The 21,420-nt window shown below is 60.7% G+C and carries 19 protein-coding genes; 13 read left to right on the plus strand and 6 right to left on the minus strand.

Annotation, left to right across the window (positions count from 1 at the left end):
• The first annotated feature begins 175 nt into the window (after window positions 1-175).
• On the plus strand, window positions 176-862 hold the full coding sequence (locus GCM43_RS00875) for a pentapeptide repeat-containing protein (RefSeq protein WP_152241628.1): 687 nt from the start codon (window positions 176-178) through the stop codon (window positions 860-862).
• A 180-nt stretch (window positions 863-1,042) separates the two neighbouring features.
• Here the strand turns inward: GCM43_RS00875 and GCM43_RS00880 are convergent, their stop codons facing one another.
• Window positions 1,043-2,284, minus strand: coding sequence for an MFS transporter (locus GCM43_RS00880; protein WP_152241629.1), 1,242 nt, complete (start codon window positions 2,282-2,284; stop codon window positions 1,043-1,045).
• Between the two features lie 116 nt (window positions 2,285-2,400).
• Here GCM43_RS00880 and GCM43_RS00885 point away from each other — a divergent pair, with 116 nt between their 5' ends.
• Complete coding sequence (locus GCM43_RS00885; RefSeq protein ID WP_152241630.1) at window positions 2,401-3,318, plus strand: LysR family transcriptional regulator; 918 nt, start codon at window positions 2,401-2,403, stop codon at window positions 3,316-3,318.
• Between the two features lie 264 nt (window positions 3,319-3,582).
• Here GCM43_RS00885 and GCM43_RS00890 read toward each other — a convergent pair whose 3' ends face one another.
• A complete protein-coding gene (locus GCM43_RS00890; RefSeq protein ID WP_152241631.1) occupies window positions 3,583-5,850 on the minus strand; it encodes a carboxy terminal-processing peptidase in 2,268 nt (755 codons plus the stop codon).
• Window positions 5,851-6,392: 542 nt separating this feature from the next.
• Between GCM43_RS00890 and GCM43_RS00895 the strand changes: the two genes are divergently transcribed.
• Both GCM43_RS00895 and GCM43_RS00900 read left to right on the plus strand, forming a co-directional pair.
• On the plus strand, window positions 6,393-8,363 hold the full coding sequence (locus GCM43_RS00895) for a methyl-accepting chemotaxis protein (protein WP_193315488.1): 1,971 nt from the start codon (window positions 6,393-6,395) through the stop codon (window positions 8,361-8,363).
• 53 nt (window positions 8,364-8,416) lie between these two features.
• Window positions 8,417-8,689 (plus strand): putative signal transducing protein, encoded by a 273-nt coding sequence (locus tag GCM43_RS00900; protein WP_152241632.1) that lies wholly within the window; start codon window positions 8,417-8,419, stop codon window positions 8,687-8,689.
• A gap of 11 nt (window positions 8,690-8,700) precedes the next feature.
• Here the strand turns inward: GCM43_RS00900 and GCM43_RS00905 are convergent, their stop codons facing one another.
• Window positions 8,701-9,270 carry a TetR/AcrR family transcriptional regulator gene (locus GCM43_RS00905; RefSeq protein WP_152241633.1) on the minus strand — a complete coding sequence of 190 codons (570 nt, stop codon included), beginning with the start codon at window positions 9,268-9,270 and terminating at the stop codon, window positions 8,701-8,703.
• A gap of 157 nt (window positions 9,271-9,427) precedes the next feature.
• On the opposite strand from GCM43_RS00905, the gene GCM43_RS00910 reads away from it, so the two are divergent.
• The 3 genes from GCM43_RS00910 (at window position 9,428) to mqo (ending at window position 13,514) form a co-directional block, all read left to right on the plus strand.
• On the plus strand, window positions 9,428-11,023 hold the full coding sequence (locus GCM43_RS00910) for a methyl-accepting chemotaxis protein (protein ID WP_152241634.1): 1,596 nt from the start codon (window positions 9,428-9,430) through the stop codon (window positions 11,021-11,023).
• Window positions 11,024-11,237: 214 nt separating this feature from the next.
• On the plus strand, window positions 11,238-11,684 hold the full coding sequence (locus GCM43_RS00915) for a MarR family winged helix-turn-helix transcriptional regulator (protein WP_193315489.1): 447 nt from the start codon (window positions 11,238-11,240) through the stop codon (window positions 11,682-11,684).
• 114 nt (window positions 11,685-11,798) lie between these two features.
• Window positions 11,799-13,514 (plus strand): malate dehydrogenase (quinone), encoded by a 1,716-nt coding sequence (gene mqo / locus GCM43_RS00920; protein ID WP_152241636.1) that lies wholly within the window; start codon window positions 11,799-11,801, stop codon window positions 13,512-13,514.
• 152 nt (window positions 13,515-13,666) lie between these two features.
• Here the strand turns inward: mqo and GCM43_RS00925 are convergent, their stop codons facing one another.
• Entirely contained in the window at window positions 13,667-14,281 is a 615-nt protein-coding gene (locus tag GCM43_RS00925; RefSeq protein WP_319636928.1) for a thymidine kinase, read from the minus strand.
• A 216-nt stretch (window positions 14,282-14,497) separates the two neighbouring features.
• Here GCM43_RS00925 and GCM43_RS00930 point away from each other — a divergent pair, with 216 nt between their 5' ends.
• A complete protein-coding gene (locus tag GCM43_RS00930; RefSeq protein ID WP_193315490.1) occupies window positions 14,498-15,916 on the plus strand; it encodes a pyridoxal-phosphate dependent enzyme in 1,419 nt (472 codons plus the stop codon).
• A complete protein-coding gene (locus GCM43_RS00935; RefSeq protein ID WP_152241637.1) occupies window positions 15,913-17,094 on the plus strand; it encodes a trans-sulfuration enzyme family protein in 1,182 nt (393 codons plus the stop codon). Before GCM43_RS00930 ends, GCM43_RS00935 begins: the two co-directional genes overlap by 4 nt.
• 207 nt (window positions 17,095-17,301) lie before the next feature.
• Here GCM43_RS00935 and GCM43_RS00940 read toward each other — a convergent pair whose 3' ends face one another.
• Window positions 17,302-18,159: a hypothetical protein gene (locus tag GCM43_RS00940; protein WP_152241638.1), complete on the minus strand. Its 858-nt coding sequence runs from the start codon at window positions 18,157-18,159 to the stop codon at window positions 17,302-17,304.
• Between the two features lie 122 nt (window positions 18,160-18,281).
• On the opposite strand from GCM43_RS00940, the gene GCM43_RS00945 reads away from it, so the two are divergent.
• The 3 genes from GCM43_RS00945 (at window position 18,282) to GCM43_RS00955 (ending at window position 19,617) form a co-directional block, all read left to right on the plus strand.
• Entirely contained in the window at window positions 18,282-18,728 is a 447-nt protein-coding gene (locus GCM43_RS00945) for a DUF2939 domain-containing protein (RefSeq protein WP_152241639.1), read from the plus strand.
• 115 nt (window positions 18,729-18,843) lie between these two features.
• Complete coding sequence (locus GCM43_RS00950; protein WP_193315491.1) at window positions 18,844-19,356, plus strand: DUF2939 domain-containing protein; 513 nt, start codon at window positions 18,844-18,846, stop codon at window positions 19,354-19,356.
• 48 nt (window positions 19,357-19,404) lie between these two features.
• Window positions 19,405-19,617, plus strand: coding sequence for a hypothetical protein (locus tag GCM43_RS00955; protein ID WP_152241641.1), 213 nt, complete (start codon window positions 19,405-19,407; stop codon window positions 19,615-19,617).
• 12 nt (window positions 19,618-19,629) lie between these two features.
• Here GCM43_RS00955 and GCM43_RS00960 read toward each other — a convergent pair whose 3' ends face one another.
• Window positions 19,630-21,075, minus strand: coding sequence for an HD-GYP domain-containing protein (locus GCM43_RS00960; protein WP_152241642.1), 1,446 nt, complete (start codon window positions 21,073-21,075; stop codon window positions 19,630-19,632).
• Here GCM43_RS00960 and GCM43_RS25710 point away from each other — a divergent pair.
• Window positions 21,074-21,244 carry a hypothetical protein gene (locus GCM43_RS25710; protein WP_193315492.1) on the plus strand — a complete coding sequence of 57 codons (171 nt, stop codon included), beginning with the start codon at window positions 21,074-21,076 and terminating at the stop codon, window positions 21,242-21,244. The two genes, GCM43_RS00960 and GCM43_RS25710, sit on opposite strands and share 2 nt — an antisense overlap.
• Window positions 21,245-21,420: the final 176 nt, after the last annotated feature.

The raw sequence follows: 21,420 nt of genomic DNA on the forward strand, positions 1-21,420 counted from the left end.
GACGTTGGCGCAATGGGTGCACCTGCAACCATACTAACCCGGCCATCGTGGCGCTAGCAAGGGTGCTGCGCTACAATGGCCGCCGGCCAAGGTGAGCACGTTGGCTGGCACACCGGCCGGGCGGCGCGCGTGCGCTACGCTCTCGCCGCCCTGCCCTTTACAAGGAATACCAAGCATGGCATTAGAGAACGACCAGAGCGTAGAAGAACGCACGCTCGGACGCACAGAACTGGAAGCGCTGCTGGCACAGGCAGTCAATCGCTTTATCGGCTGCAGCTTTGACGGCGCCGACCTGTCGCGCCTGGATTTGCAAAACTGCACCTTCGAGCGCTGCACCTTCCACGACGCCAATCTGTTCGGCAGCCAACTGGCGCGAAGCAGCTGGCGCCGCTGCCGCGCTGGCAGTGCCGAGTTTGAATCGGTGGACGCGGTCGACGCCCGCTTTGACGGCTGCGACCTCAACAACACCACCTGGCGCCGCGCGCGCCTGGCCTCAAGCAGCTTTCGCGGCTGCAAGCTGACCGGCGCTTCGTTCGAGGAAGTGGCGCATCTGGGCATCAGCTTTGAAGACAGCCTGCTGGTGGGCGCCGACCTGCGCGGCTTCTCGTTTCGCAAGGCCGTGCTCAAAGAACTTGATTTCTCCGACGCCTACCTGGCCGGCTGCGACTTTCGCGAAGCCGTATTCGAAGGCGGCAGCCTGCGCAACGCCACCTTGAAACTGGCCAAATTCCAGGACGCCGACCTGCGCGGCACCGATATCGACGGCGTCAAGCTGGGCGAGGCGGCACTATTCAAGGGCGCCGTGATCACCCACGCCCAGGCCGCCATGCTGGTGCGCCAGCTGGGACTGGTGGTGGCCTGACCGCCAGCCGCTCCGCTATTGCGACAGGCAAAAAAAAGCCCGCTATAGCAGCGGGCTGAATCTAATTCCGGTGAGGAGTTAGAGGAGACAGGTGTAATCATGCTGCATCGCGCCATATAAAACCACTTTATATTCATGATGGTTGAAATTCACAGTGGTGATAATGACGCGATATGGCTGTCAGGCGGTACGGCCCGTTGCGCCAGGACGCAACTCGCCAAGCCAGTACAGCAGGGCCAGGCCAGGGAACGCCATGCCGGTCAGCAGGGCGGCATGCCAGCCGTAGCTTGCATACACCCAGGCGCCGACGGCTGAGCCGACGGCACCGCCGGCAAAGAACAGCGCGAAATACAGGCCGTTCAGGCGGCCACGCACTTCAGGCGCCAGGCTGAAGATGGCGCGCTGGCCCAGTACCAGGTTGGCGGCCACGCCCATGTCGAGCACGATGGAAGCGGCCACCAGCAGGCCCAGCGCCAGGGCATGCGACTGCGGCGCAAACATCGGCAGCGCAAAAGCCACCGCGCCCAGCACCAGTGCCGCAGCCGTGGCCGGCAAGGTATGGCCGCTGTCGGCCAGATGGCCTGCAATCGGCGAGGCCACGGCACCAGCCATGCCGACCAGCGCAAAGATGGCGATGCCGGTTTGCGACAGACCGAACTCAGGGCTGGCCAGCACCAGCGGCGTGACGGTCCAGAACAGGCTGAAGGCGCCGAACAGGCCGGCATGGTAGGCGGCGCGGCGGCGCAGCACCGGGGTACCGGTCAGCAGATGCCAGAGCGAAGCCATCAGTTTCGGATAGGTCATGCTCGACACCGGCTGGCGTACCGGCAGCGCACGGCGCAGCACCAGCGCCAGCGCAATCATCAGCACGGCAGCGCCGCCAAACACCACATGCCAGCTGGCATGGGCAGCAATCAGCGAGGCGGCCGGACGGGCCAGCATAATGCCCAGCAACAAGCCGCTGACCACCTTGCCCACCGCCCTGCCGCGCGTGGCTTCCTTGGACAGGTGCGCAGCAAACGGCACGATCACCTGCGCCGCCACCGAACCCAGGCCGATGGCCAGCGCAGCGGCCAGGAACACGATGGCGCCGGTACTGAGCGCAGCCACCAGCAGGGCCACGGCGGTCACCAGCAGGCCGGTGATGATCAGGCGGCGATTTTCCAGCAGATCGGCCAGCGGCACCACGAACAGCAGGCCCAGCGTGTAGCCGATCTGGGTCAGCGTCACGATCAGGCCGGCCGCCTTGGCCGACAGGCCGGTGGCGGCGCTGATCGGGCCGACCAGCGTCTGCGCATAATACAGATTGGCAACAATCAGGCCGCAGGCAATGGCCAGCAGCAGCACCATGCCGGACGAAATATCGGACTGCGCATCCGCTCCGGCAGCGGTGCTGCGGGTGTGTGAAGAGGCCTTGTTCATTTTATTTCCTCGTTGAAAAAGTAGATAAGCCATTGTAGGCATAGTCAACGATTAAATCATTACGCGACCAGTCGGCTATACTTTTCACTTTATATGAACAATCCCAGGGAGTTGCCATGGACAAGATCAAGGCCATGCAGACGTTCGTGCGCATTGTCGAAGCCAACAGCTTTTCCAAGGCCGCCGAAACGCTGGGCCTGCCGCGTGCGGCGCTGACGGCGACGCTGCAAAAACTGGAAGCCTACCTGGGAGCCCAGCTGCTGCAGCGCACCACGCGCCGCCTGTCGCTGACGCCCGATGGCGCCGACTATTTCCGCGATTGCATCGCCATTCTGGGTGCGGTGGAGGCATCGGAGCTGGCCTTTATCGGCCCGGAGGCCAACAAGCCGCGCGGCCTGCTGCGCATCAACCTGCCCGGCACGGTCGGGCGCCAACTGGTGCTGCCGCATATCGGTCAGTTTCATGCGCAGTATCCGGACGTACAGTTGCACGTCGGCCTGACCGACAGCCTGGTCGACCTGACCGGGGAAGGCATCGACTGCGCGCTGCGGGTGGGCGAGTTGCAAGATTCAGCCATGATCGGCAAGCGCATCGGCAGCATGCGTTTCGTCACCTGCGCCGCACCGGCCTATCTGGCCCGGCGCGGCACGCCGCACACGATCGCCGACCTGGCTATGCACAGCGGCATCATGCATTTCTCGGGCCGCAGCGGACGCGCATTCGACTGGGATTTCCTGCACGAAGGCCAGGTATTGCGGGTACAGATGAAGGGGCCGCTGGCGGTCAGCGATGCCGACGCCAACGTCACCTGCGCGCTGCAGGGGCTGGGACTGGCGCAGGCCGCGCTGTACCAGGTGCGCGAGCACCTGGACAGCGGCGCGCTGGTGGCGGTGCTGGCCGATTATCCGCCCACGCCGATGGCCATGTCGCTGCTGACACCGCAAGGACGGCTGGCCGTACCCAAGGTGCGCGCCTTTGCCAATTGGCTAACCGAACTGCTGGCGCAAAACCCCGATGTGCAATTGCCCGGCTAAAAAAAAAGCCCGCTACAGGAGCGGGCTGAATCTATTTTCTTGGAGGAGAATAGAGGAGACAGATCAATTATGCTGCATTGCGCAATCGGCTGCCAATTGTTTGTGGCAATAACAGAAATGCGGCTGGCGCATAATGGTGGAATGACCAATAGCGTCAAATTCGCACCTGTGGCGTAGGTCGGATTAGGCCGCAGGCCGTAATCCGACACTCTAGTCAGGAGCCAACAATGTTGTCGGATTACGGCCCGAAGGGCCTAATCCGACCTACTTGGTCGCCGCCACCGGTGTTGCCTTGGTATCGGCGCCATACGGCAGCACCTTCGCTGCCAGGCGCGTATCACCCTTAATCAGCGTAACTTCATCGGCCAGGATGCGCGCCGTTTCGTTGAGCAGCACATCCTTGGCGCTCTTGGCGGCCGTTTCCGCGTCCAGTTCCGCGCTCAGAGCGCGCTCGTCGCCCTGCAGGCCATCGTCGGTGCGCAGCGCGCCCTTGACGGCGGCGATCTGCTTGGCCGTTTTGCTGGCGGCCTTGGCGCCTTTCAATACATCTTTCGGATCAGGAATCACCACCAGATCGTCGGACGGATTGGAAATTTGCGCGATCAACCGTTTTTCACGTGCCTTGGCGCGCGCTTCCTGGGCGTCACGCTCCTTGCGGCGCACGGTTTCGTTGAGCGACAGCATATTGTCCTTGCGCTGCTTGACCACCAGCGCAATATCGTCCTGCAGATACTGGAAGTCCTTGTCCTTGGCCACCCGCGCTTCATGTTTCTTGTCGAGCAGCGGCACGATTTCCTTCAAGTCGCCAGTGGCAACGAATGGCGCCGGCTTGATCTGCACCCACGGCAATGCGTTGTCGTAGCTGGATTCACCGAAGTTTTCCGTATCCGCCATGCTCGGCAGCTTGATGTCGGGCGTCACGCCGCGCAGCTGGGTGGTGCCGCCGTTGATGCGGAAGAACTGCGCAATCGTCATCTTCAGTTCGCCCAGGCGCGCCTTGTCGCTGCCGCCGAAGCGGTCCAGGTTGAGCAGCGTTTGCACGGTGCCCTTGCCGAAACTGCCCTCGCCAATCACCAGGCCCCGACCGTAGTCCTGGATGGCGGCGGCAAAAATCTCCGACGCCGAAGCCGAACCACGGTTGATCAGCACGCCCATCGGGCCATCCCAGGCCAGGCCGGCGTTGGTGTCGCTTTCGATATCGACCTTGCCTTCGGCATTGCGCTGCATCACCACCGGGCCCTTGTCGATAAACAGGCCGGTCAGCTCGACCGCCTCGGTCAGCGAACCGCCGCCGTTATTGCGCAGGTCGATCAGCACATTGTCGACCTTCTCTTTTTTCAGCTCGGTCAGCAGGCGGGTCACGTCGCGCGTGGCGCTCTTGAAGTCCTTGTCGCCACGGCGGCGCGCCTCGAAGTCCTGGTAGAAGGTCGGCAGCGAAATGACGCCGATGCGGCGCTTCACGCCGTTGTCGCGCACTTCGATAATCGATTTCTTGGCAGCCTGCTCTTCCATGCTGATTTTCTTGCGCACCAGCGAGACCACCGTATGCTTGGCGTCCGGACCGGCGTCGGCCGGCAGGATATCGAGGCGCACGGTCGAATCCTTGGCGCCGCGGATCAGCTGCACCACGTCGTCGATGCGCATGCCCAGCACTTCGGTAATCGGGCCGCTGTCGCCCTGCCCCACGCCGACGATACGGTCGCCCACCTTGACCTTGCCTGACAAACCGGCCGGGCTGCCCGGCACCACTTCGCGCACCACCGTGTATTCGTCGCGCGTCTGCAGCACCGCACCGATGCCTTCCAACGACAGGCGCATGGCGATATCGAAGTTTTCCGACGCGCGCGGGCCCAGGTAATTGGTATGCGGCTCGATCGACATGGCGTAGGCGTTCATGAAGATCTGGAACACGTCTTCATTGTTGAGCTTGCGCGAGCGCGTGGTGTAGCTTTCATAGCGCTTGTCGAGCGTCTCGCGGATGCCCTTGTCGTCCTTGCCGGCCAGTTTCAGGCGCAGCCAGTCGTTCTTGACGCGCTTGCGCCACAGATCGCGCACTTCGTCTTCGTTCTTCGGCCAGGCGGCTTTTTCACGGTCGATCTGGTAGCTCTCGTCGGACGAGAAATCGAATTTGGTTTTCAGCAGTTCGCGCGCATAGGCCATGCGCTCGTCGAAACGCTGCTGGTACAGGTTATAGATGGCGAACGGCGCCGTCAGGTCTTCATTGTTGATGGCGTCGTCAAGCTTGGTGCGCAGCGGCGCAAAGCGGTCGATATCGGCCTGCACGAAAAACAGCTTTTCACCGTCGAGCGACTTGAAATAGCGGTCAAAAATCTTCTCCGACATGGCGTCGTCCAGTGGAGTCGCCTTGTAGTGATAGCGCGACAGCACGCGCGAAGCCCACAGCGCAGCCTGGGTCTGCTGGGCCAGCGGCTTCATCGGCGGCGTAGGCGCGGCGCTCTTGTCGGCCTGGGCCGCGCCAACTTGCGCGCTCAGCGCCATGACCAGTGTGGCCAAAATCATTTGCTTCTTCATCGGCTTCTCCGAAAATTGTTTATACAGTTGCAGGCGGCGCAAATGCTATGGCGCCAGCCATGACTACAGTGAGATGGCGACTGGTCTGAAGTTATTCTACAGGATACACAGCGCAGGATACACAGCATGGGTCTCTGATGGAAATGGAGTTTCTCCCCAGAAGCTTAAGCGCTTGTTAAAGCGGCGCGCATATTCATTACAAACTGAAACAATCACCATGCACAGTCCCATGTCATAAGACAACTACGTATAAACCGAAGTAAAGCATACAAAAAATATAAAAAAGCCGTGGCAAGCCAGATAATATTTATCACAAGTTATTGAATTTATTGACCTTTATCATTGCAAAAAGAAATAATTTGTGGGTTACATGATATGATGACCCCGACGCCGTCCTGTATTCACAGCTTCCGGTCAGCCCTACCCTTTTTCCAGCGCCATCCGCACCAACGGTTACTCCTTCAGCCTCGCTCCCCTGATCATGCGGCTAGGCGATCTGCGCGTGCGCGCTGCATTGATATTTATTATTTATACAATTCATCATGAAGAAATTTTCAATACAGCCGCGCCACTGGAGCGTCGGCGGCAAAATCACCATCTTTACGTTTGCACTGGTGAGCCTGATTCTGGTCAGCCTGGCCGTGCTGATCGGCACGGTGACGTCGCGCGTGCTGGAGCAGCGTGCCGAAGCGGCAGTCATCAGTGAACTCGACAGCGTAATGACCACTACCGAAGTGTTCAATACGGCGATGGTCAACGAGGCTGGCACGTTTGCCCGCCTGTTCGCCAGCGAACTGCCGGCCGCCTTTACCATCGACACCGCCAACAAGGTCGATGTCGCCGGCAAGGCCACGCCGGCGCTGGCCAACGGCAGCATGGTGCTCAACCTGGACACCTCCATCGTCGACCAGTTCCTGGAGAAAACCGGCGTCGTGGCCACCATCTTTGCTGCCGATGGCGGCGACTTCGTACGCATCAGCACCTCACTCAAGAAACAGGATGGTGAGCGCGCCGTCGGCACCATGCTCGACCATGCCCACCCCAGCTATGCGCAGCTGCGCGCCGGCAAATCGTATGTCGGCATTGCCAACCTGTTCGGTAAACCCTTCATTACCCAGTACGACCTGGTGCGCGACAAGGCCGGCAAGGTGGTCGGCGTGCTGTTTATCGGCCTCGATATCAGCAAGAACATGGCGATGCTGAAAGACAAAATCCGCCAGATCAAGATCGGCAAGACCGGCTATATCTATATAGTCGACACCGCCAAGGGCCCTAATTATGGCAACCTGGTACTCCACCCAAACAGCGAAGGCAAGAGCGCACTGGAGTTCAAGGCGTCCGATGGCCGCCTGTTTATCCAGGAAATGCTGGAGAAAAAGAACGGCGACATCCGCTACACCTGGACCGCACCTGGCGAAACGGCTGCCAGCGCGCGAGAAAAGCAGCTGTACTATCGCCATTTCAAGGACTGGAACTGGCTGATTGCCGGTGGCACCTTTACCGATGAAATTACCGAAGAAGCACGCAGTCTGCGCAACCAGCTGGCCCTGTTCGGCCTGATTTCGCTGCTGGTGTTTGCCGTATTGCTGTATCTGCTGGTGCGTACGCTGGTCACGCGTCCGCTGGGCAAGGCCGAAGCGGCTGCGGCGCAAATTGCCGGCGGCGACCTGACGGTACACCTGGACACCACCAGTGAAGACGAGATCGGCCGATTGCTGCGCGCCATGAACAGCATCAGCGACAACCTGTCGGCCGTGGTGGGCCAGGTACGCGGCAGCGCCAGCCAGATCGCCACTGCATCAAGTGAAATTGCCAGCGGCAATCTGGACCTGTCGAGCCGCACCGAAGAACAGGCCAGCTCGCTCGAAGAAACGGCAGCGTCGATGGAAGAACTGAGTTCGACCGTACGCCAGAACGTGGAACATGCCCAGCAGGCCAACAGCCTGGCGCGCGCCTCGTCCGGCGTGGCAGCCCAGGGCGGCGAAGCCGTGGCGCAGGTCAGCAGCACCATGGACGCCATCCGCGCCTCGTCGGCGCGCATTGCCGATATTATCGGGGTGATCGATGGCATTGCCTTCCAGACCAATATCCTGGCCCTCAATGCGGCCGTGGAAGCGGCGCGCGCCGGCGAACAGGGCCGCGGCTTTGCCGTGGTCGCCACCGAAGTGCGCACCCTGGCGCAACGCTCGACAGCCGCCGCCAAGGACATCAAGGATCTGATCGACGCCTCCACCAGCACGGTCGACCTCGGCCACAAGCAGGTCAGCGCCGCCAGCGCCACCATGGACGAAGTGGTGGCCAGCGTGCAGAAAGTCAGCACCCTGATGGCCGATATTGCGCAGGCCAGCGAAGAACAGCGCGCCGGCATCGACCAGGTCAACCAGGCCATTACGCAGATGGACCAGGTGACCCAGCAGAACGCGGCGCTGGTGGAGGAAGCGGCGGCAGCTGCCGACGCACTGCAGGAACAGGCGCAGGAACTGACGCGCGTGGTGGGCGTGTTCAAACTTTAGGTTGCCAAGTCCCATGCTAAGATGGGCCGTCAACCAACACCTGTGGAGTAGCAATGTACGATGATTATTGCCTGCTTGCCAGGATCATGATCCCCACCGACGCCCACCTGATGCGCGGCTGCCTGGAAGCGGCCGGCCTGGATGTCATCCTGACCGACGACCAGCATATGCAGGCCGACATGCTGCTGGCGCCAGCCATCGGCGGCGCGCGCCTGCTGGTGCATGAACGCGATCTTGAACGGGCCAAAGAAGTACTGGCCGCCTACGAGCGCGGCGACCTGGCCTTGTCCGATGATGCCGATGTCGGCATGCCTGTGGCCGACTAAAACAAGCTCAGTCAGTCTTCCAGGCCGATTCCCTGCTCGACCTGCAGCAGCAGGTGCGCTTTCATCTGCTCTTTCTCCGCCGCCGAGAAATGGCGCACGCCCAGCATTTCCAGCAATACAAAACCATCGAGCGCCGTCCAGACCGACAGCGCCAGGCCGGCGGTGCCCTCGACGCGGGCCAGCCCCTCGACACCACCTTCATACATCGCCTTGACTGGCGCCATCAGCGCCGGATAGCTTGACGCTGCCGCGAGCAAATTGGCCATCACCTTCTTTTCCTGGGCGCTCAGTGCAAAGGCGTAATGAATGCGTGCAATCAGGAACTTCCTGAGCGCCAGGCGCGGACTCATATCCGGATCGACGCAATGCGCATCGAGCCGCATCCGCATGCGCTCGACCAGCGCATGCAGCAGCATTTCCTTGGACTTGAAGTGATAAATCAAACCGCCTTTGGTGATGCCGGCACGCGCAGCAACGCCATCGAGCGTTACATCATGCACGCTGCCTTCCGAAATAATGCGTTCCAGCGCGTCGAGAAGCGCATCACGATTGCTGGCACGCGCGCCGTGGGCTGTAGTCATGAAATCTGAAGTCAGTAGTTATACGTAATGAGCGACATTCTACTATGGCTGGAAAGCCACACTGCTGCAACAATTGGTGATAATTCTCATTTGCAATGAACATTTCTTTTAATCAATACTGTACTATACCTACAGTACAGTTAACAGGATAATCGAAATGAAACTCAAGTTAAAGAACCGGCTGATGCTGAGCCTTGGGCTGTTGATGGCCTTGTCACTGCTGATCGGCGCCGCAGGCACCAATGGCGTCAGAACGCTGAACCGCAATATCGTCGATGCACTCGACGTCAACACCCCGGAAATGCTGTACGCCTCGCAACTGGAAGTGGCCATACAGGACCAGATGATTGCCTTGCGCAACACCATCATGTTTACCGATCCCCAATTGATGCAGCAGGAAGCCGACCGCATCAAAAAACAGCAGGCTGTCTACCGCGATGCACTGCGAAAACTGGGCCAGATGCTGGACCAGGACACTGGCACCTCAGCCGAAGAAAAGCGCATGTATGCGCAACTGCAGCAGGACGAGCAGGCCGCAATGCCTGCCCTGAACAAGGTGCTGCAGGCGGCGCTGGAGAACCAGACCGAGCTGGCCGCAGCACTGGCCCTGACCGAACTGCGGCCCTTGCAGCGGCAGTGGGTCGGCAGCGCCATCGCCCTGAAAGACAAGGAAATCGCCCTGAACAAGGAAGCAAGCATCACGGCAAAAAATAACGCCGCGCGCACCTACTCCACCATCCTGGTGCTGGTGGTAGTCGCCCTGCTGGTCAGCGTAACGGTCAGTTTCCGCCTGACGCGCAGCACCATGCGCCAGCTCGGCGGCGACCCGGATGAGGCGCGCGCCATTGCACGCGAAATTGCCAACGGCAACCTGGCGCTGGCGGTCGACATCACCCGCATGCCCAAAGACAGCCTGATCGCGACGCTCGAGGAAATGCGCGTCAAGCTCAATCTGATGGTCAGCGACATCAAGGGCTCGGCCGATGCGATTGCCAACGCCGCCGGCGAGATTGCAGTCGGCAATAGCGACCTGTCGCGCCGTACCGAAGAGCAGGCATCGTCGCTGGAGGAAACCGCTGCCAGCATGGAAGAAATCACCTCGACCATCGGCAATAACAGCGAGAACGCACGGCAAGGCCAGTTGGTGTCGGAGCGCGCTTCTCAGACGGCGTCGTCCGGCAGCGCGGTGGTGCAAAACGTGGTTGCGGCAATGGAAAAAGTATCGCATGGCAGCAAGCGCATGACCGAGGTGATCGGCACCATTGAAGCGATTGCCTTCCAGACCAATATCCTGGCGCTCAACGCGGCCGTGGAAGCGGCGCGTGCAGGCGAACAGGGGCGTGGTTTTGCCGTTGTTGCCACCGAAGTGCGCTCGCTGTCCCAGCGCTGCGCTGCCGCATCGCTTGAAATTCGCAGCCTGATTCTGGGTTCGGTATCCGACATTGAAATCGGCTCGGCCGCTGTCAACCAGGCAGGACAATCAATGACCGAGATTGCCCAGTCGATCAACTGCGTCAGCGGCATGATGCGTGAAGTGGTGGCGGCGTCGGTCGAACAACGCTCCGGCGTCGAGCAGGTCAATGCCGCCATTATCAGCATGGACGACGTCACCCAGCAAAACGCCGCCCTGGTCGAACAGGCCTCGGCAGCGGCGCACGCCCTGGCCAGCCAGGCCGAAGGCTTGCGCAGCATCGTGTCGCGCTTTACGGTGGCAACGCTGAGCCCGTCCCGCGCCGTGACGCTGCACCAGTAAGCCCACCGCATTTGACCATCACACTTCCGGGCCGACACCGCTGTCCGGCCCGGAAACGACGGCTGTCAACTATCGCGCCATCCCCTGTTCTTCCACTCCCATTGCAGTCGCCGTAGCAGCAACCATGCAAGCGATAACGACCTGGTGGAATATAATTGCTCAAGCAAACATATTTCGTCTTATACGTCAATTGTGGAGAATCACATTGAAGCACATGCAAATAGTAGAAGAACTACAAAATGGGCAACTTGGCTACCTGATCAACCAAACCCGCAATGCTCTTTTTGCTGCCGTGGACAAGGAAATGCAGCCGCTCGACCTGACCGCGTCACAGTATGTTGTGGTGGTAGGCGCCATACGCGAACGCGCTCGAACTGTCAATGAGTATTGTCAACTAGTCGGCATTGAGGCCGGACCTATGTCGCGACTTCTTGATAGAATGGAGGCTAAAGGCATCGTTCGCAAGGTTCGCGATCTGGAAGACCGTCGCCAGGTCAATGTGACATTGACTGAAAAAGGCGTCGCGCTGTACCCGCAAATCACCGCGGCCATCCAGAAAGTCTATGGACAACTGCTCAGTGGTTTCAGCGAGCAGGAAGCGCTGGCCCTCAAGCATGCACTTGAAAAAATGCTGCTCAATGCGAGGCAGCAAGATTTGTAATTTATTTGCCTGGGCAATGAAATTTGCAACTGATCCTTTGCCACGATGCGAACCCGTGGCAGGAACGGTTGAACCGCCATTGCCCGGCTAATCTGATATTTCGGAAGGTAGTATATGAGTCAAGCAGATCAACAGAAAACCACCGCGACCAAAGGCCGCGGCGTCTCCAGGCGTAAGTTTATGGGTGTGGCAGTGGGCGCAGCAGCAGCATGCGGCGGCTACGTGGCGCTGTCGGGCCGCCAGTACCGTGCCGACAAGGCGGACCGCGCGGTGGACGTGCTGCTGATCGGCGGCGGCATCATGAGCGCCACGCTGGGCGTCTACCTGTCCGAACTGGAACCAGGCTGGAAATTTGAAGTATTCGAGCGCCTCGACAAGGTCGCCGAAGAAAGCTCGAATGGCTGGAACAATGCCGGCACCGGCCACTCGGCGCTGTGCGAGCTGAACTACACGCCGATGGACGACAAAGGCCAGGTGCATATCACCAAGGCCATCGAGATCAACGAGAGCTTCCAGATCTCGCGCCAGTTCTGGTCGCACCAGGTCCGCAAGGGCCTGCTGGCCAATCCGCGCGAATTCATCAATTCGACGCCGCATATGAACCTGGTCTTCGGCGAGGAAAACCGCGAATTCATCCGCAAGCGCGTCGAAGCACTGAAAGCGTCGCCACTGTTCGCCGGCATGGAAATGACCACCGATCCGGTCCAGATCAAAAAGTGGATTCCGATCATGATGGAAGGCCGCAAGGAAGGCGAAATCGTGACCGCCACGCGTTCGCCGCTGGGCACCGACGTCAATCTGGGCGCCATTACCCGCCAGTTCTACAAGCACCTGAACGAAGGCATGGGCGTCAAAATCACCACCAGCCATGAAGTGCGCTCGATTACCCGCAACGACGACGGCACGTGGCGCGTGTCGGCCTTCGACATCAACGACAAATCGAAGATCCAGACGGTCGATGCCAAGCATATCTTTATCGGCGCCGGCGGCGCGGCGCTGCCACTGCTGCAACTGACCGGCATTCCGGAAGCCAAGCAATACGCCGGCTTCCCGGTCGGTGGCGAATTCCTGGTCACGGAAAACCCCGAGATCGCCTCGCGCCACCTGGCCAAGGTTTACGGCCTGGCCGACAGCGGCTCGCCACCGATGTCGGTGCCGCATCTGGACACCCGCGTGCTTGACGGCAAGACCGTGCTGCTGTTTGGCCCGTTTGCCACCTGGTCGAGCAAGTTCCTCAAGAACGGCTCCTACTTCGACATCGCCAAGGCCACCACGCCGTCGAACATCATTCCGCAACTGCAGGTCGGCATGAACGAGTTTTCGCTCGTCAAATACCTGGCGCAGCAGCTGGAACTGTCGAAAGAAGAAAAAATGGCGGCCCTGCGCCACTACATGCCTGAAGCCAAGGACGGCGACTGGCGCCTGTGGCAGGCCGGCCAGCGCGTGCAGATCATCAAGAACGTGCCGGGCAAAGGCGGCCAGCTGAAGCTGGGTACGGAAGTGGTGGTGTCGCAGGACCGTTCGGTATCGGCCCTGCTGGGCGCTTCGCCAGGCGGCTCGACCTCGCCGGCCATCATGCTGTCGCTGCTGGAAAAAGTGTTTGCCGACAAAATGAAAACCGAAGCGTGGCAAAGCAAGATTCGTGAAATCGTGCCGACCTACGGCCAGAAACTCAACGAAAACCCGCAACTGCTGGCCGCTGAATGGGCCGCCACCGCAGAAACCCTGCAACTGGCGATCGCCTCACCGAGCCTCGACGGCATCGTGCCGGCGGCTGCATCGAGCGCACAGCCAGGCACGGTGAAAAAAGTGTCGGATATTGCGCTGTAAAGCAGTTTGATGCGTAGGTCGGATTAGGCCCTTCGGGCCGTAATCCGACAACACCGCTGACGTCAACAATGTTGTCGGACCGCTGACGCCAACAATGTTGTCGGATTACGCGGGGCTTCGCCCCGCTAATCCGACCTACGCGACCTCTCTTTTTATTTGTAAAAGCAGCGGGCACACACCTGCCGGTAGCTGCTGTTGCCACCAATAAAGACCTGCTGGCCTTCCTGCACACGGTTACCGTTCTCGTCGATACGGATATTCATGGTCGCCTTCTTGCCGCAACGGCAGGCGGTGCGGATTTCTTCCAGGTTGTCTGCCAGCGTCAGCAGCGCTGCCGCCCCCGGAAAGGACTCGCCCTTGAAATCGGATCGCAGTCCAAAACACATGACCGGAATATTTTTGGTGTGCACCCAGCGATGCAGCTGGCGCACTTGCTCGACGGTGAGGAACTGGGCCTCTTCGATCAGCACGCAGGCGACATCGACATCTTTCAAGCGCTCCGAGAAATCGGTGCGCGTGCTGTAGGTCTCCGCATCGCGCTTGAGGCCAATGCGGGAAGAAATCACACCCTGGCCATCACGGTCATCGAGTGCTGAAGTGAGCAGCAAGACTTGCTCGCCGTTTTCTTCATAATTATGTGCCACCTGTAACAGGGAGCTGGTCTTGCCTGCGTTCATCGCAGCATATCTGAACCAAAGGCGTGCCAAAACAATCTCCAAACGAACAAAATCAGCATCGGGCGATATCCCGCATGCACAAGCTGGCATCAGCCTGCAGCGCAAGTATAGGCGTCGGCAGGTCAATTGCAAAGCAGTCGTTCAGGCGCACCGGATCGGACGCGCCAGCATATGCAAAAAGCGACTAAGCTAGCAGATAAACATTCGTTCGCAGCCGGCAGGCACGCGCCTACACTGCGCCCTTTTGCACGGAAAAGCTGCCCGCGACACAATCGCGCGCCGCCGTTTTCGCTGACAGGAGCCATCATGAATGACCTTGCACACCCTCACCTGCCCTTATCCCCACCGGCAGGCCGCACCGAAGCCCCGGCGCTGTTCCGGCTGATCGGCAATACGCCGCTGATCGAAGTCACCCGTCTCGACACCGGCCCTTGCCAGCTGTTCCTGAAACTCGAATCGCAGAACCCGGGCGGCTCCATCAAGGACCGCATCGGCCTGTCGATTATCGAGGCTGCCGAAGCCGATGGCCGCCTGCTGCCGGGCGGCGTCATCATCGAAGCGACGGCCGGCAATACCGGCATCGGCCTGGCGCTGGTCGGGCGTATCAAGGGCTACCGCGTGATCCTGGTCGTGCCCGACAAGATGTCGACCGAAAAAGTGCTGCACCTCAAAGCGCTGGGCGCCGAGGTGCACACCACGCGCTCGGACGTGGGCAAGGGCAATCCCGAGTATTACCAGGACTATGCGGCGCGCCTGGAGCGCGAACTGCCGGGCGCCTTTTTTGCCGACCAGTTCAACAACCCGGCCAATCCGCTTGCGCATGAAACCTCGACCGGCCCGGAAATCTGGCAGCAAAGCGGCCATGACGTCGACGCCATCGTGGTCGGCGTGGGCTCTTCGGGCACGCTGACGGGCCTGTCGCGCTATTTCCGCAAGGTGCAGCCGCAGCTCGAGTTCGTGCTGGCCGACCCGCAAGGCTCGATCCTGACCGAGTATATCGAATCGGGCAAGGTGGCCGGCACCAGCGGCTCGTGGGCGGTCGAAGGCATCGGCGAAGACTTTATCCCCGCCATTGCCGACATGGACAGCGTGCGCCGCGCCTACACCATCAGCGACCAGGAAAGCTTCGACAGCGCACGCCAGTTGCTGCGTGCCGAAGGCATCCTGGGCGGCTCCTCGACCGGCACCCTGCTGGCGGCCGCGCTCAAGTACTGCCGCGAACAGAGCACGCCCAAACGCGTGGTGACATTTGTCTGCGATACCGGCACCCGCTATCTGTCGAAGGTCTACAACGACGGCTGGATGCGCGACCAGGGCCTGCTTGAACGCAGCGTCTCGGGCGACCTGCGCGACCTGATCGGCCGGCGCCATGACGACGGCGAAGTGGTCAGCGTGGCGCCCGGCGACACCTTGCTCACTGCCTTTAACCGCATGCGCGCCAGCGACCTGGCGCAGCTGCCGGTGCTGGACGACGGCAATCTGGTCGGCATGATCGATGAATCGGACCTGCTGCTGCACGTCTCGGGCGACGCCGCCCACTTTGCCGGCCTGGTGGGCGACACCATGACCACCGCCCTGGAAACACTGGCGCCGTCCGCCAGCCTGGCGGCGCTGCGCGCCACGCTCGAGCGCGGCCTGACGGCGGTGATTGCCGAACATGGCGTCTTTTATGGCCTGATTACACGCTTCGACCTCCTCAACCATTTACGCAGGACGCTATCTTGAACCCACCGACAACCCGCAAAAGCAGCCTGGCCACGCGCGTAATCCATGCCGGTCAGTCGCCCGATCCATCGACCGGCGCCATTATGCCGCCGATTTACGCCACCTCCACCTTTGTGCAGGAAAGCCCCGGCGTCCACAAGGGCCTCGACTACGGCCGCTCGCACAACCCCACGCGCTGGGCCTTCGAGCGCTGCGTGGCCGACCTCGAAGGCGGCAGCGCCGCGTTTGCGTTCGCCTCGGGCCTGGCCGCCATTTCCAGCGTGCTCGAACTGCTTGACGCCGGCAGCCATATCGTTGCCGGCGACGATATGTACGGCGGAACCTACCGCCTGTTCGAGCGCGTACGGCGCCGCTCAGCCGGCCACGATTTCACCTATGTCGACCTGACGAATCCGCACAACCTGCTCGCTGCGCTGCGTCCGGAAACGAAAATGGTATGGGTCGAAACGCCGACCAACCCCATGCTCAAACTGGCCGACCTGCGTGCGATTGCCGATATCTGCCGCGCACGCGGCATTATTGCGGTAGCCGACAATACCTTTGCCAGCCCGCTCGTGCAGCGTCCGCTCGAACATGGTTTTGATATCGTCGTGCACTCGGCCACCAAATACCTGAACGGCCACTCCGATATGATCGGCGGCATCGCCATCGTCGGCGCCGAAGAGCGGCAGGCCGAATGGCGCGAACAGCTGGCCTTCCTGCAAAACTCGGTGGGCGCGATTGCCAGCCCGTTCGACAGCTTCCTGGCCCTGCGTGGCGTCAAGACGCTGGCCATCCGCATGCAGCGCCACTGTCAGAGCGCACTCGACTTGGCGCACTGGCTCGAGCAGCAGAAGGAAGTCAAGAGCGTATTTTATCCGGGGCTGGCCTCGCACCCGCAGCATGCGCTGGCGCAGCGCCAGATGGACGGCTTTGGCGGCATTATATCGATCGACCTCGATACCGACCTGGCCGGTGCGCGCCGCTTCCTGGAAACCTGCCAGGTGTTTGCCCTGGCCGAAAGCCTGGGCGGCGTGGAAAGCATGATCGAGCACCCTGCCCTGATGACGCATGCCAGCATTCCGGCCGAACAGCGCGCCCGGCTGGGCATCGGCGATGGGCTGATCCGGCTGTCGGTGGGGATCGAGGATGTGGAAGACTTGCGCCACGATTTGCGTACGGCGCTGGATGCGATCTGAGTGGGCGGCGGCGTCGGATTACGCGGCTTGCAGCCGCTAATTGACCCGTACGCGCTTGCGCCTCTGGCTTTGTCGGATTACGCGGCTTGCAGCCGCTAATTTGACCCGTATACGCTTGTGCCGCTGGCTTTGTCGGATTACGCGGCTTGCAGCCGCTAATCCGACCTACGCATGCTTCGCGTCGGCGGGCATGATTCAGACTTGCGATTACGATGCATCGATCAGCACGGCAATACGTTCATTGAGCGCCGTGTTTTCCTTTTGCAGCTGCGCCACGCGCTGTTTGAGGGTGGCCAGTTCGTCGCGCAGGCGTTCCACTTCGGATGGCGGCGCGGCCGCACTGGCTGCCCACGGTTCATCGCCGGTTTCCGGCGTATCCAGAGACACATGTGGCGTCTTCGGTTCGCGCGGTGGGCGCGAGGCGGCACGCTGCTCGCGGATTTCTTTCGCTGCCTGACGCAGCAATTTTTTGCCACCGGCCACCGCCGCCACCTGCTCTTCAGGCGGCAGCGAGGCCACCGTGGCTGCCGCATTGATGGAAATGGTGCCGGCGCGCACCGCTTCGACCAGCTCGGGCGCGGCGGCCTTCTGGATTTTTTCAATCTGGCTGATCTGGTTGCTGCTCAGGCGCGCTGCACGGGCCACCTCTTCGCGCGTGCTCATGGCAGGCTTGACAGTAGCGGGCGCCGCACGCTCGCCTTCGGCTGGCTCGGCGCTGTCAGGAGCGGCCGCCAACGGCATGCGCGATGACACGATTTCCTTCTTGCGCAGCGCCAGCACGCCGCGCTGGAAGTCCGACACGCTGCGCCGCGCCAGGTGATTGTCGATCATCCACAGCATCACATCGTCGATCGATTCAAAACTGGTATTCTGGATAGTCCTGAACGGTATGCCGTGCTGCTGGCAGATGGCATAACGGTTATGGCCGTCGATCAGCACATCGTTCCACAGCACCAGCGCGTCGCGGCAGCCTTCAGCCAGCAGACTGCGCTCGAGCGCCGCGTGTTCGCTTTCGGTCAGCGGGTCGACATAGGCCTGCAGCAGCGGGTTAATAATAATATTCATGGTTGTCCTTGTTATTGCATGCGGCACAATCAGCCGCGCCGGCACGCATGCTACACCATCTGTCACCGCAACTGCAGCTGGCCGGGTAAAATCACGGCGGCACCAATCATCGACCCTTGAACATGAAAAGAAAGTACGCCACCGCTGCGATTTTTGCTGTCGCCGCCATCGGCTTTACCTACGTCAGCCCGTATGTTGCCATGTACCGCCTCAGCATGGCGGCCAAGTCGGTACGGCTGTCCACGCTGGCCGAGCGCGCCGACCTGCCTACCGTGCGCGCCAGTGTGCAACGCCAGCTGCTGGCCGCTGGTGAAACAAGCGACACCGAGGAGCTCAAGGAAATGCTCGACACCATCGTCTCGCCACCGGGCCTGACTACCCTGATCCTGCATGGCAAGCTGGGACCGGACGGCGAGCGCCATGACTTTCGCCTGGCGTACCACTCATGGGATTACGTGGTGCTGCGGCGCGCCGGTGCGGGCAAATCGGCTACCAGCTTCCTGCTGCAACGGCATGGCGTCTGGGACTGGCGGCTGGTGGACCTGAGCTTGCCGGCAGAGCTGCTCTGATTGCACTTGAATTGATTTACAACAAAAATTACTTAAAAATCTATATTGATTTAAGGAAATAATATGTAAGATGCCAGCACCTCGGGCGCCAGGCGCCGTGAAAAGAGATCTCAATATGAAACGAGTCCTGTTTTTCGGTGCACTGGCCATGGCGATATCCGCCGGCCTGTTGTATGGCAGCCCGTATCTGGCCATCAACCAGATTCACGCCGCCGCGATGGAAGAAGATACCGAAGCGCTGGCGACGCATGTCGACCGCGCCCAGTTGCGCGCCAGCCTGAACTGGCAACTGCAGCAACTGTTTGCCGCTCCCGGCGTGGCGGCCGATATCAGCCCGGCCGTGGTAGCGCCGCTGGTCGACACCATGCTGATGCCCGAAGGCATGATCGCGCTGATGAAACTCAATGACCGCTACGAAAAGCCGCTGTCCAAAGTCAGCGATGTCAGCGGTCGTCAACGCATCAACAAACCCGATTACGCCCTGCACTACACCTCCTGGAACAGCGTGGTGGTACAGCGCACGCACAGCAAAAGTCATATCGGCGAACTGACTTTGCAGCGCGATGGCCTGTTGGGCTGGAAACTGACCTCGGTGGCGCTGCCGAAGAATCTGCTGGCGGACGCATGAACGGCGAGAGCGCTGCTATGATGAGGAAAACATCATCTTGGAGGCACTATGTCGGATCTGGTACAACAGGCGTTGCAGCATGCGGGCAAGCCGGACAGCACACCGTGGGTGGTAACGCTGGTCAGCGGTGAAAAACTGACCGGACCGATCACGCCGCTAGGGGACGGCGCTTACGCCATCGGCCTGGGGCAAATCAAATACTTTTCCACCGACAAGGTGGCCTGCCTGAACGTCTCGGGCGCCGGCGCGTTTCCGATCTAAGGCAGCTGACCGTCAGGCCGCTGCAGCCAGTGTCTTGACCGGCGCTGCCGGGCTGCCCGTGGCCGAACTGAGCTGCACCGGCGCGCCGACCGCGGCCAGTTCCGGCAATTTTTCCAGCGCCGCCTTCAAGGCTTCGAAACACTGGGCATCAATGGCCGTGCCGACCGTCTCGGCCATGATATCGAGCGCCTTGGGGATCGGAATCGGGCCCCGATAAGGACGGTCGGCGGTAATGGCATCAAAAATATCGGCAGTCGTAATAATGCGCGTTTCCAGCGAAATATCGTCGGCTGAAATGCCCCGCGGATAGCCTTTGCCATCGAGCCGCTCATGATGCGCGGCCGCCACCACGGCCAGTTCGGCAAAGGCGTCGATACGCGACAGGATTTTTTCCGTATAGGCGGCGTGCAGCTGCACCGCCTGCCATTCATCGGTGTCGAGCTTGCCGGCTTTGTCGAGCACGCTATTACTGACGCCGAGCTTGCCCACGTCATGCAGCAAGGCGCCGCGCTTGAGCCAGCGCCGCCGCTCGGGCGCCACGCCCATCGCCTCGGCAATCATGTCCGTATAGAGCGCCACGCGCTCGCTGTGGCCACTGGTGTACGGGCTTTTCGAGTCGACCACCTGGCCAAACGCCACGGCAATATCGTCGAGATAGTCTTCATCGACCGGCACTTTGCCCTGAATCGGTTCGAGCGCCGCCACCGCCGCATCGATCTCGCTCGAGCGCAGCATGGCCCAGAAAGCGCCCGATTCGGACACGCGCTCGAACGCGGCCACCAGTTGCGGATCGAACCAGGTGCCGGCGCGCAGACGCGCCTCGGCGCGAGCCGCCCGCGCACCATCGGCGGTATGAAACACATCGATCACCTGCGCCATCAGGGCAATGCGCGCAAACAGCGGAATGGCCTCGCCGGCCAGCTTGTGCGGCTTGCCCTGGCCGTTATAGTGCTCATCGAGGCTGTAGATGCCGGTCGCCACGCTTTCCGGAAAGCGCAGCAGGCGCGCAATCTCGGCGCCGCGCTGGCAGCGCGTGGCAATCAGGTCCTGCGCAATCTGCGGGCCGTCACGCAAGATGGTCATGACGGCGCGGAAGCGCTCGGCCAGTCCGGCTTTCAGGCCAGTATGCTTGAGCACGAACTTCAATACCTGCGGCAGACTGTCGCCCACCGTCTTGAAGCCTTGCTTGAACGTCAGGTCGTCGGTCATGTACAGCTCGCAGATGCGCGCCGCATTGCTGCTGCAGCCCAGATCCTTGAGCAGCAGCGTGTAATACAGATCCCACAGCTCTTCTTCCCCCATGCCAAGCTCGCGACCCACGTGCATGCCGATCCAGCAGCAACGGATGCAATGGCCTTCCGGCTGCCCTTCGGTAATATCGAGCGCCTGGCTCAGGGCGGCGATCAGTTCGGACAGCTGGATGCCGTCGACGGCGGTGGGGATAGTAGAAATTAGCATGGCAGAAATAAAAATTTCTTCTGTGAAATTATTTACATTTTACGCCAAGCTGACGGCCAGTGCAGCGGCCGCCGATATTTCTGTCAAAGACCGCAACGGCAGAGGAAGAATGTCGTGGCAGGCCACTTTCAAGGAAGAAGTATGTGGTCTTGCAACAACGTCGCCATGACGGCTTTCCATGGGGCGAGTGCTGTTTTTTCGGCATGAAAAATGGCGAAAATGGCGGTAGGTGATCGCCAACGTTCATTTCCAGGTTGTGCGACAGAGGCGGCCGCTCCTCACTATGCAACATGAAAAAGTGAACGACAAATACGATTTTCTTCACCGATTGAGAGGAAATTCATA

The sequence above is a fragment of the Janthinobacterium aquaticum genome, from assembly GCF_009208565.1.
Lineage (GTDB): Bacteria > Pseudomonadota > Gammaproteobacteria > Burkholderiales > Burkholderiaceae_D > Janthinobacterium.

Bases quoted from the DNA above. Each gene is read 5' to 3' on its own strand.
- GCM43_RS00875 (WP_152241628.1), top strand. From the start codon at position 176: ATGGCATTAGAGAACGACCAGAGCGTAGAAGAACGCACGCTCGGACGC.
- GCM43_RS00880 (WP_152241629.1), bottom strand. From the start codon at position 2,284: ATGAACAAGGCCTCTTCACACACCCGCAGCACCGCTGCCGGAGCGGAT.
- GCM43_RS00885 (WP_152241630.1), top strand. From the start codon at position 2,401: ATGGACAAGATCAAGGCCATGCAGACGTTCGTGCGCATTGTCGAAGCC.
- GCM43_RS00890 (WP_152241631.1), bottom strand. From the start codon at position 5,850: ATGAAGAAGCAAATGATTTTGGCCACACTGGTCATGGCGCTGAGCGCG.
- GCM43_RS00895 (WP_193315488.1), top strand. From the start codon at position 6,393: ATGAAGAAATTTTCAATACAGCCGCGCCACTGGAGCGTCGGCGGCAAA.
- GCM43_RS00900 (WP_152241632.1), top strand. From the start codon at position 8,417: ATGTACGATGATTATTGCCTGCTTGCCAGGATCATGATCCCCACCGAC.
- GCM43_RS00905 (WP_152241633.1), bottom strand. From the start codon at position 9,270: ATGACTACAGCCCACGGCGCGCGTGCCAGCAATCGTGATGCGCTTCTC.
- GCM43_RS00910 (WP_152241634.1), top strand. From the start codon at position 9,428: ATGAAACTCAAGTTAAAGAACCGGCTGATGCTGAGCCTTGGGCTGTTG.
- GCM43_RS00915 (WP_193315489.1), top strand. From the start codon at position 11,238: ATGCAAATAGTAGAAGAACTACAAAATGGGCAACTTGGCTACCTGATC.
- mqo (WP_152241636.1), top strand. From the start codon at position 11,799: ATGAGTCAAGCAGATCAACAGAAAACCACCGCGACCAAAGGCCGCGGC.
- GCM43_RS00925 (WP_319636928.1), bottom strand. From the start codon at position 14,281: ATGCCAGCTTGTGCATGCGGGATATCGCCCGATGCTGATTTTGTTCGT.
- GCM43_RS00930 (WP_193315490.1), top strand. From the start codon at position 14,498: ATGAATGACCTTGCACACCCTCACCTGCCCTTATCCCCACCGGCAGGC.
- GCM43_RS00940 (WP_152241638.1), bottom strand. From the start codon at position 18,159: ATGAATATTATTATTAACCCGCTGCTGCAGGCCTATGTCGACCCGCTG.
- GCM43_RS00945 (WP_152241639.1), top strand. From the start codon at position 18,282: ATGAAAAGAAAGTACGCCACCGCTGCGATTTTTGCTGTCGCCGCCATC.
- GCM43_RS00950 (WP_193315491.1), top strand. From the start codon at position 18,844: ATGAAACGAGTCCTGTTTTTCGGTGCACTGGCCATGGCGATATCCGCC.
- GCM43_RS00955 (WP_152241641.1), top strand. From the start codon at position 19,405: ATGTCGGATCTGGTACAACAGGCGTTGCAGCATGCGGGCAAGCCGGAC.
- GCM43_RS25710 (WP_193315492.1), top strand. From the start codon at position 21,074: ATGGCAGAAATAAAAATTTCTTCTGTGAAATTATTTACATTTTACGCC.
- GCM43_RS00960 (WP_152241642.1), bottom strand. From the start codon at position 21,075: ATGCTAATTTCTACTATCCCCACCGCCGTCGACGGCATCCAGCTGTCC.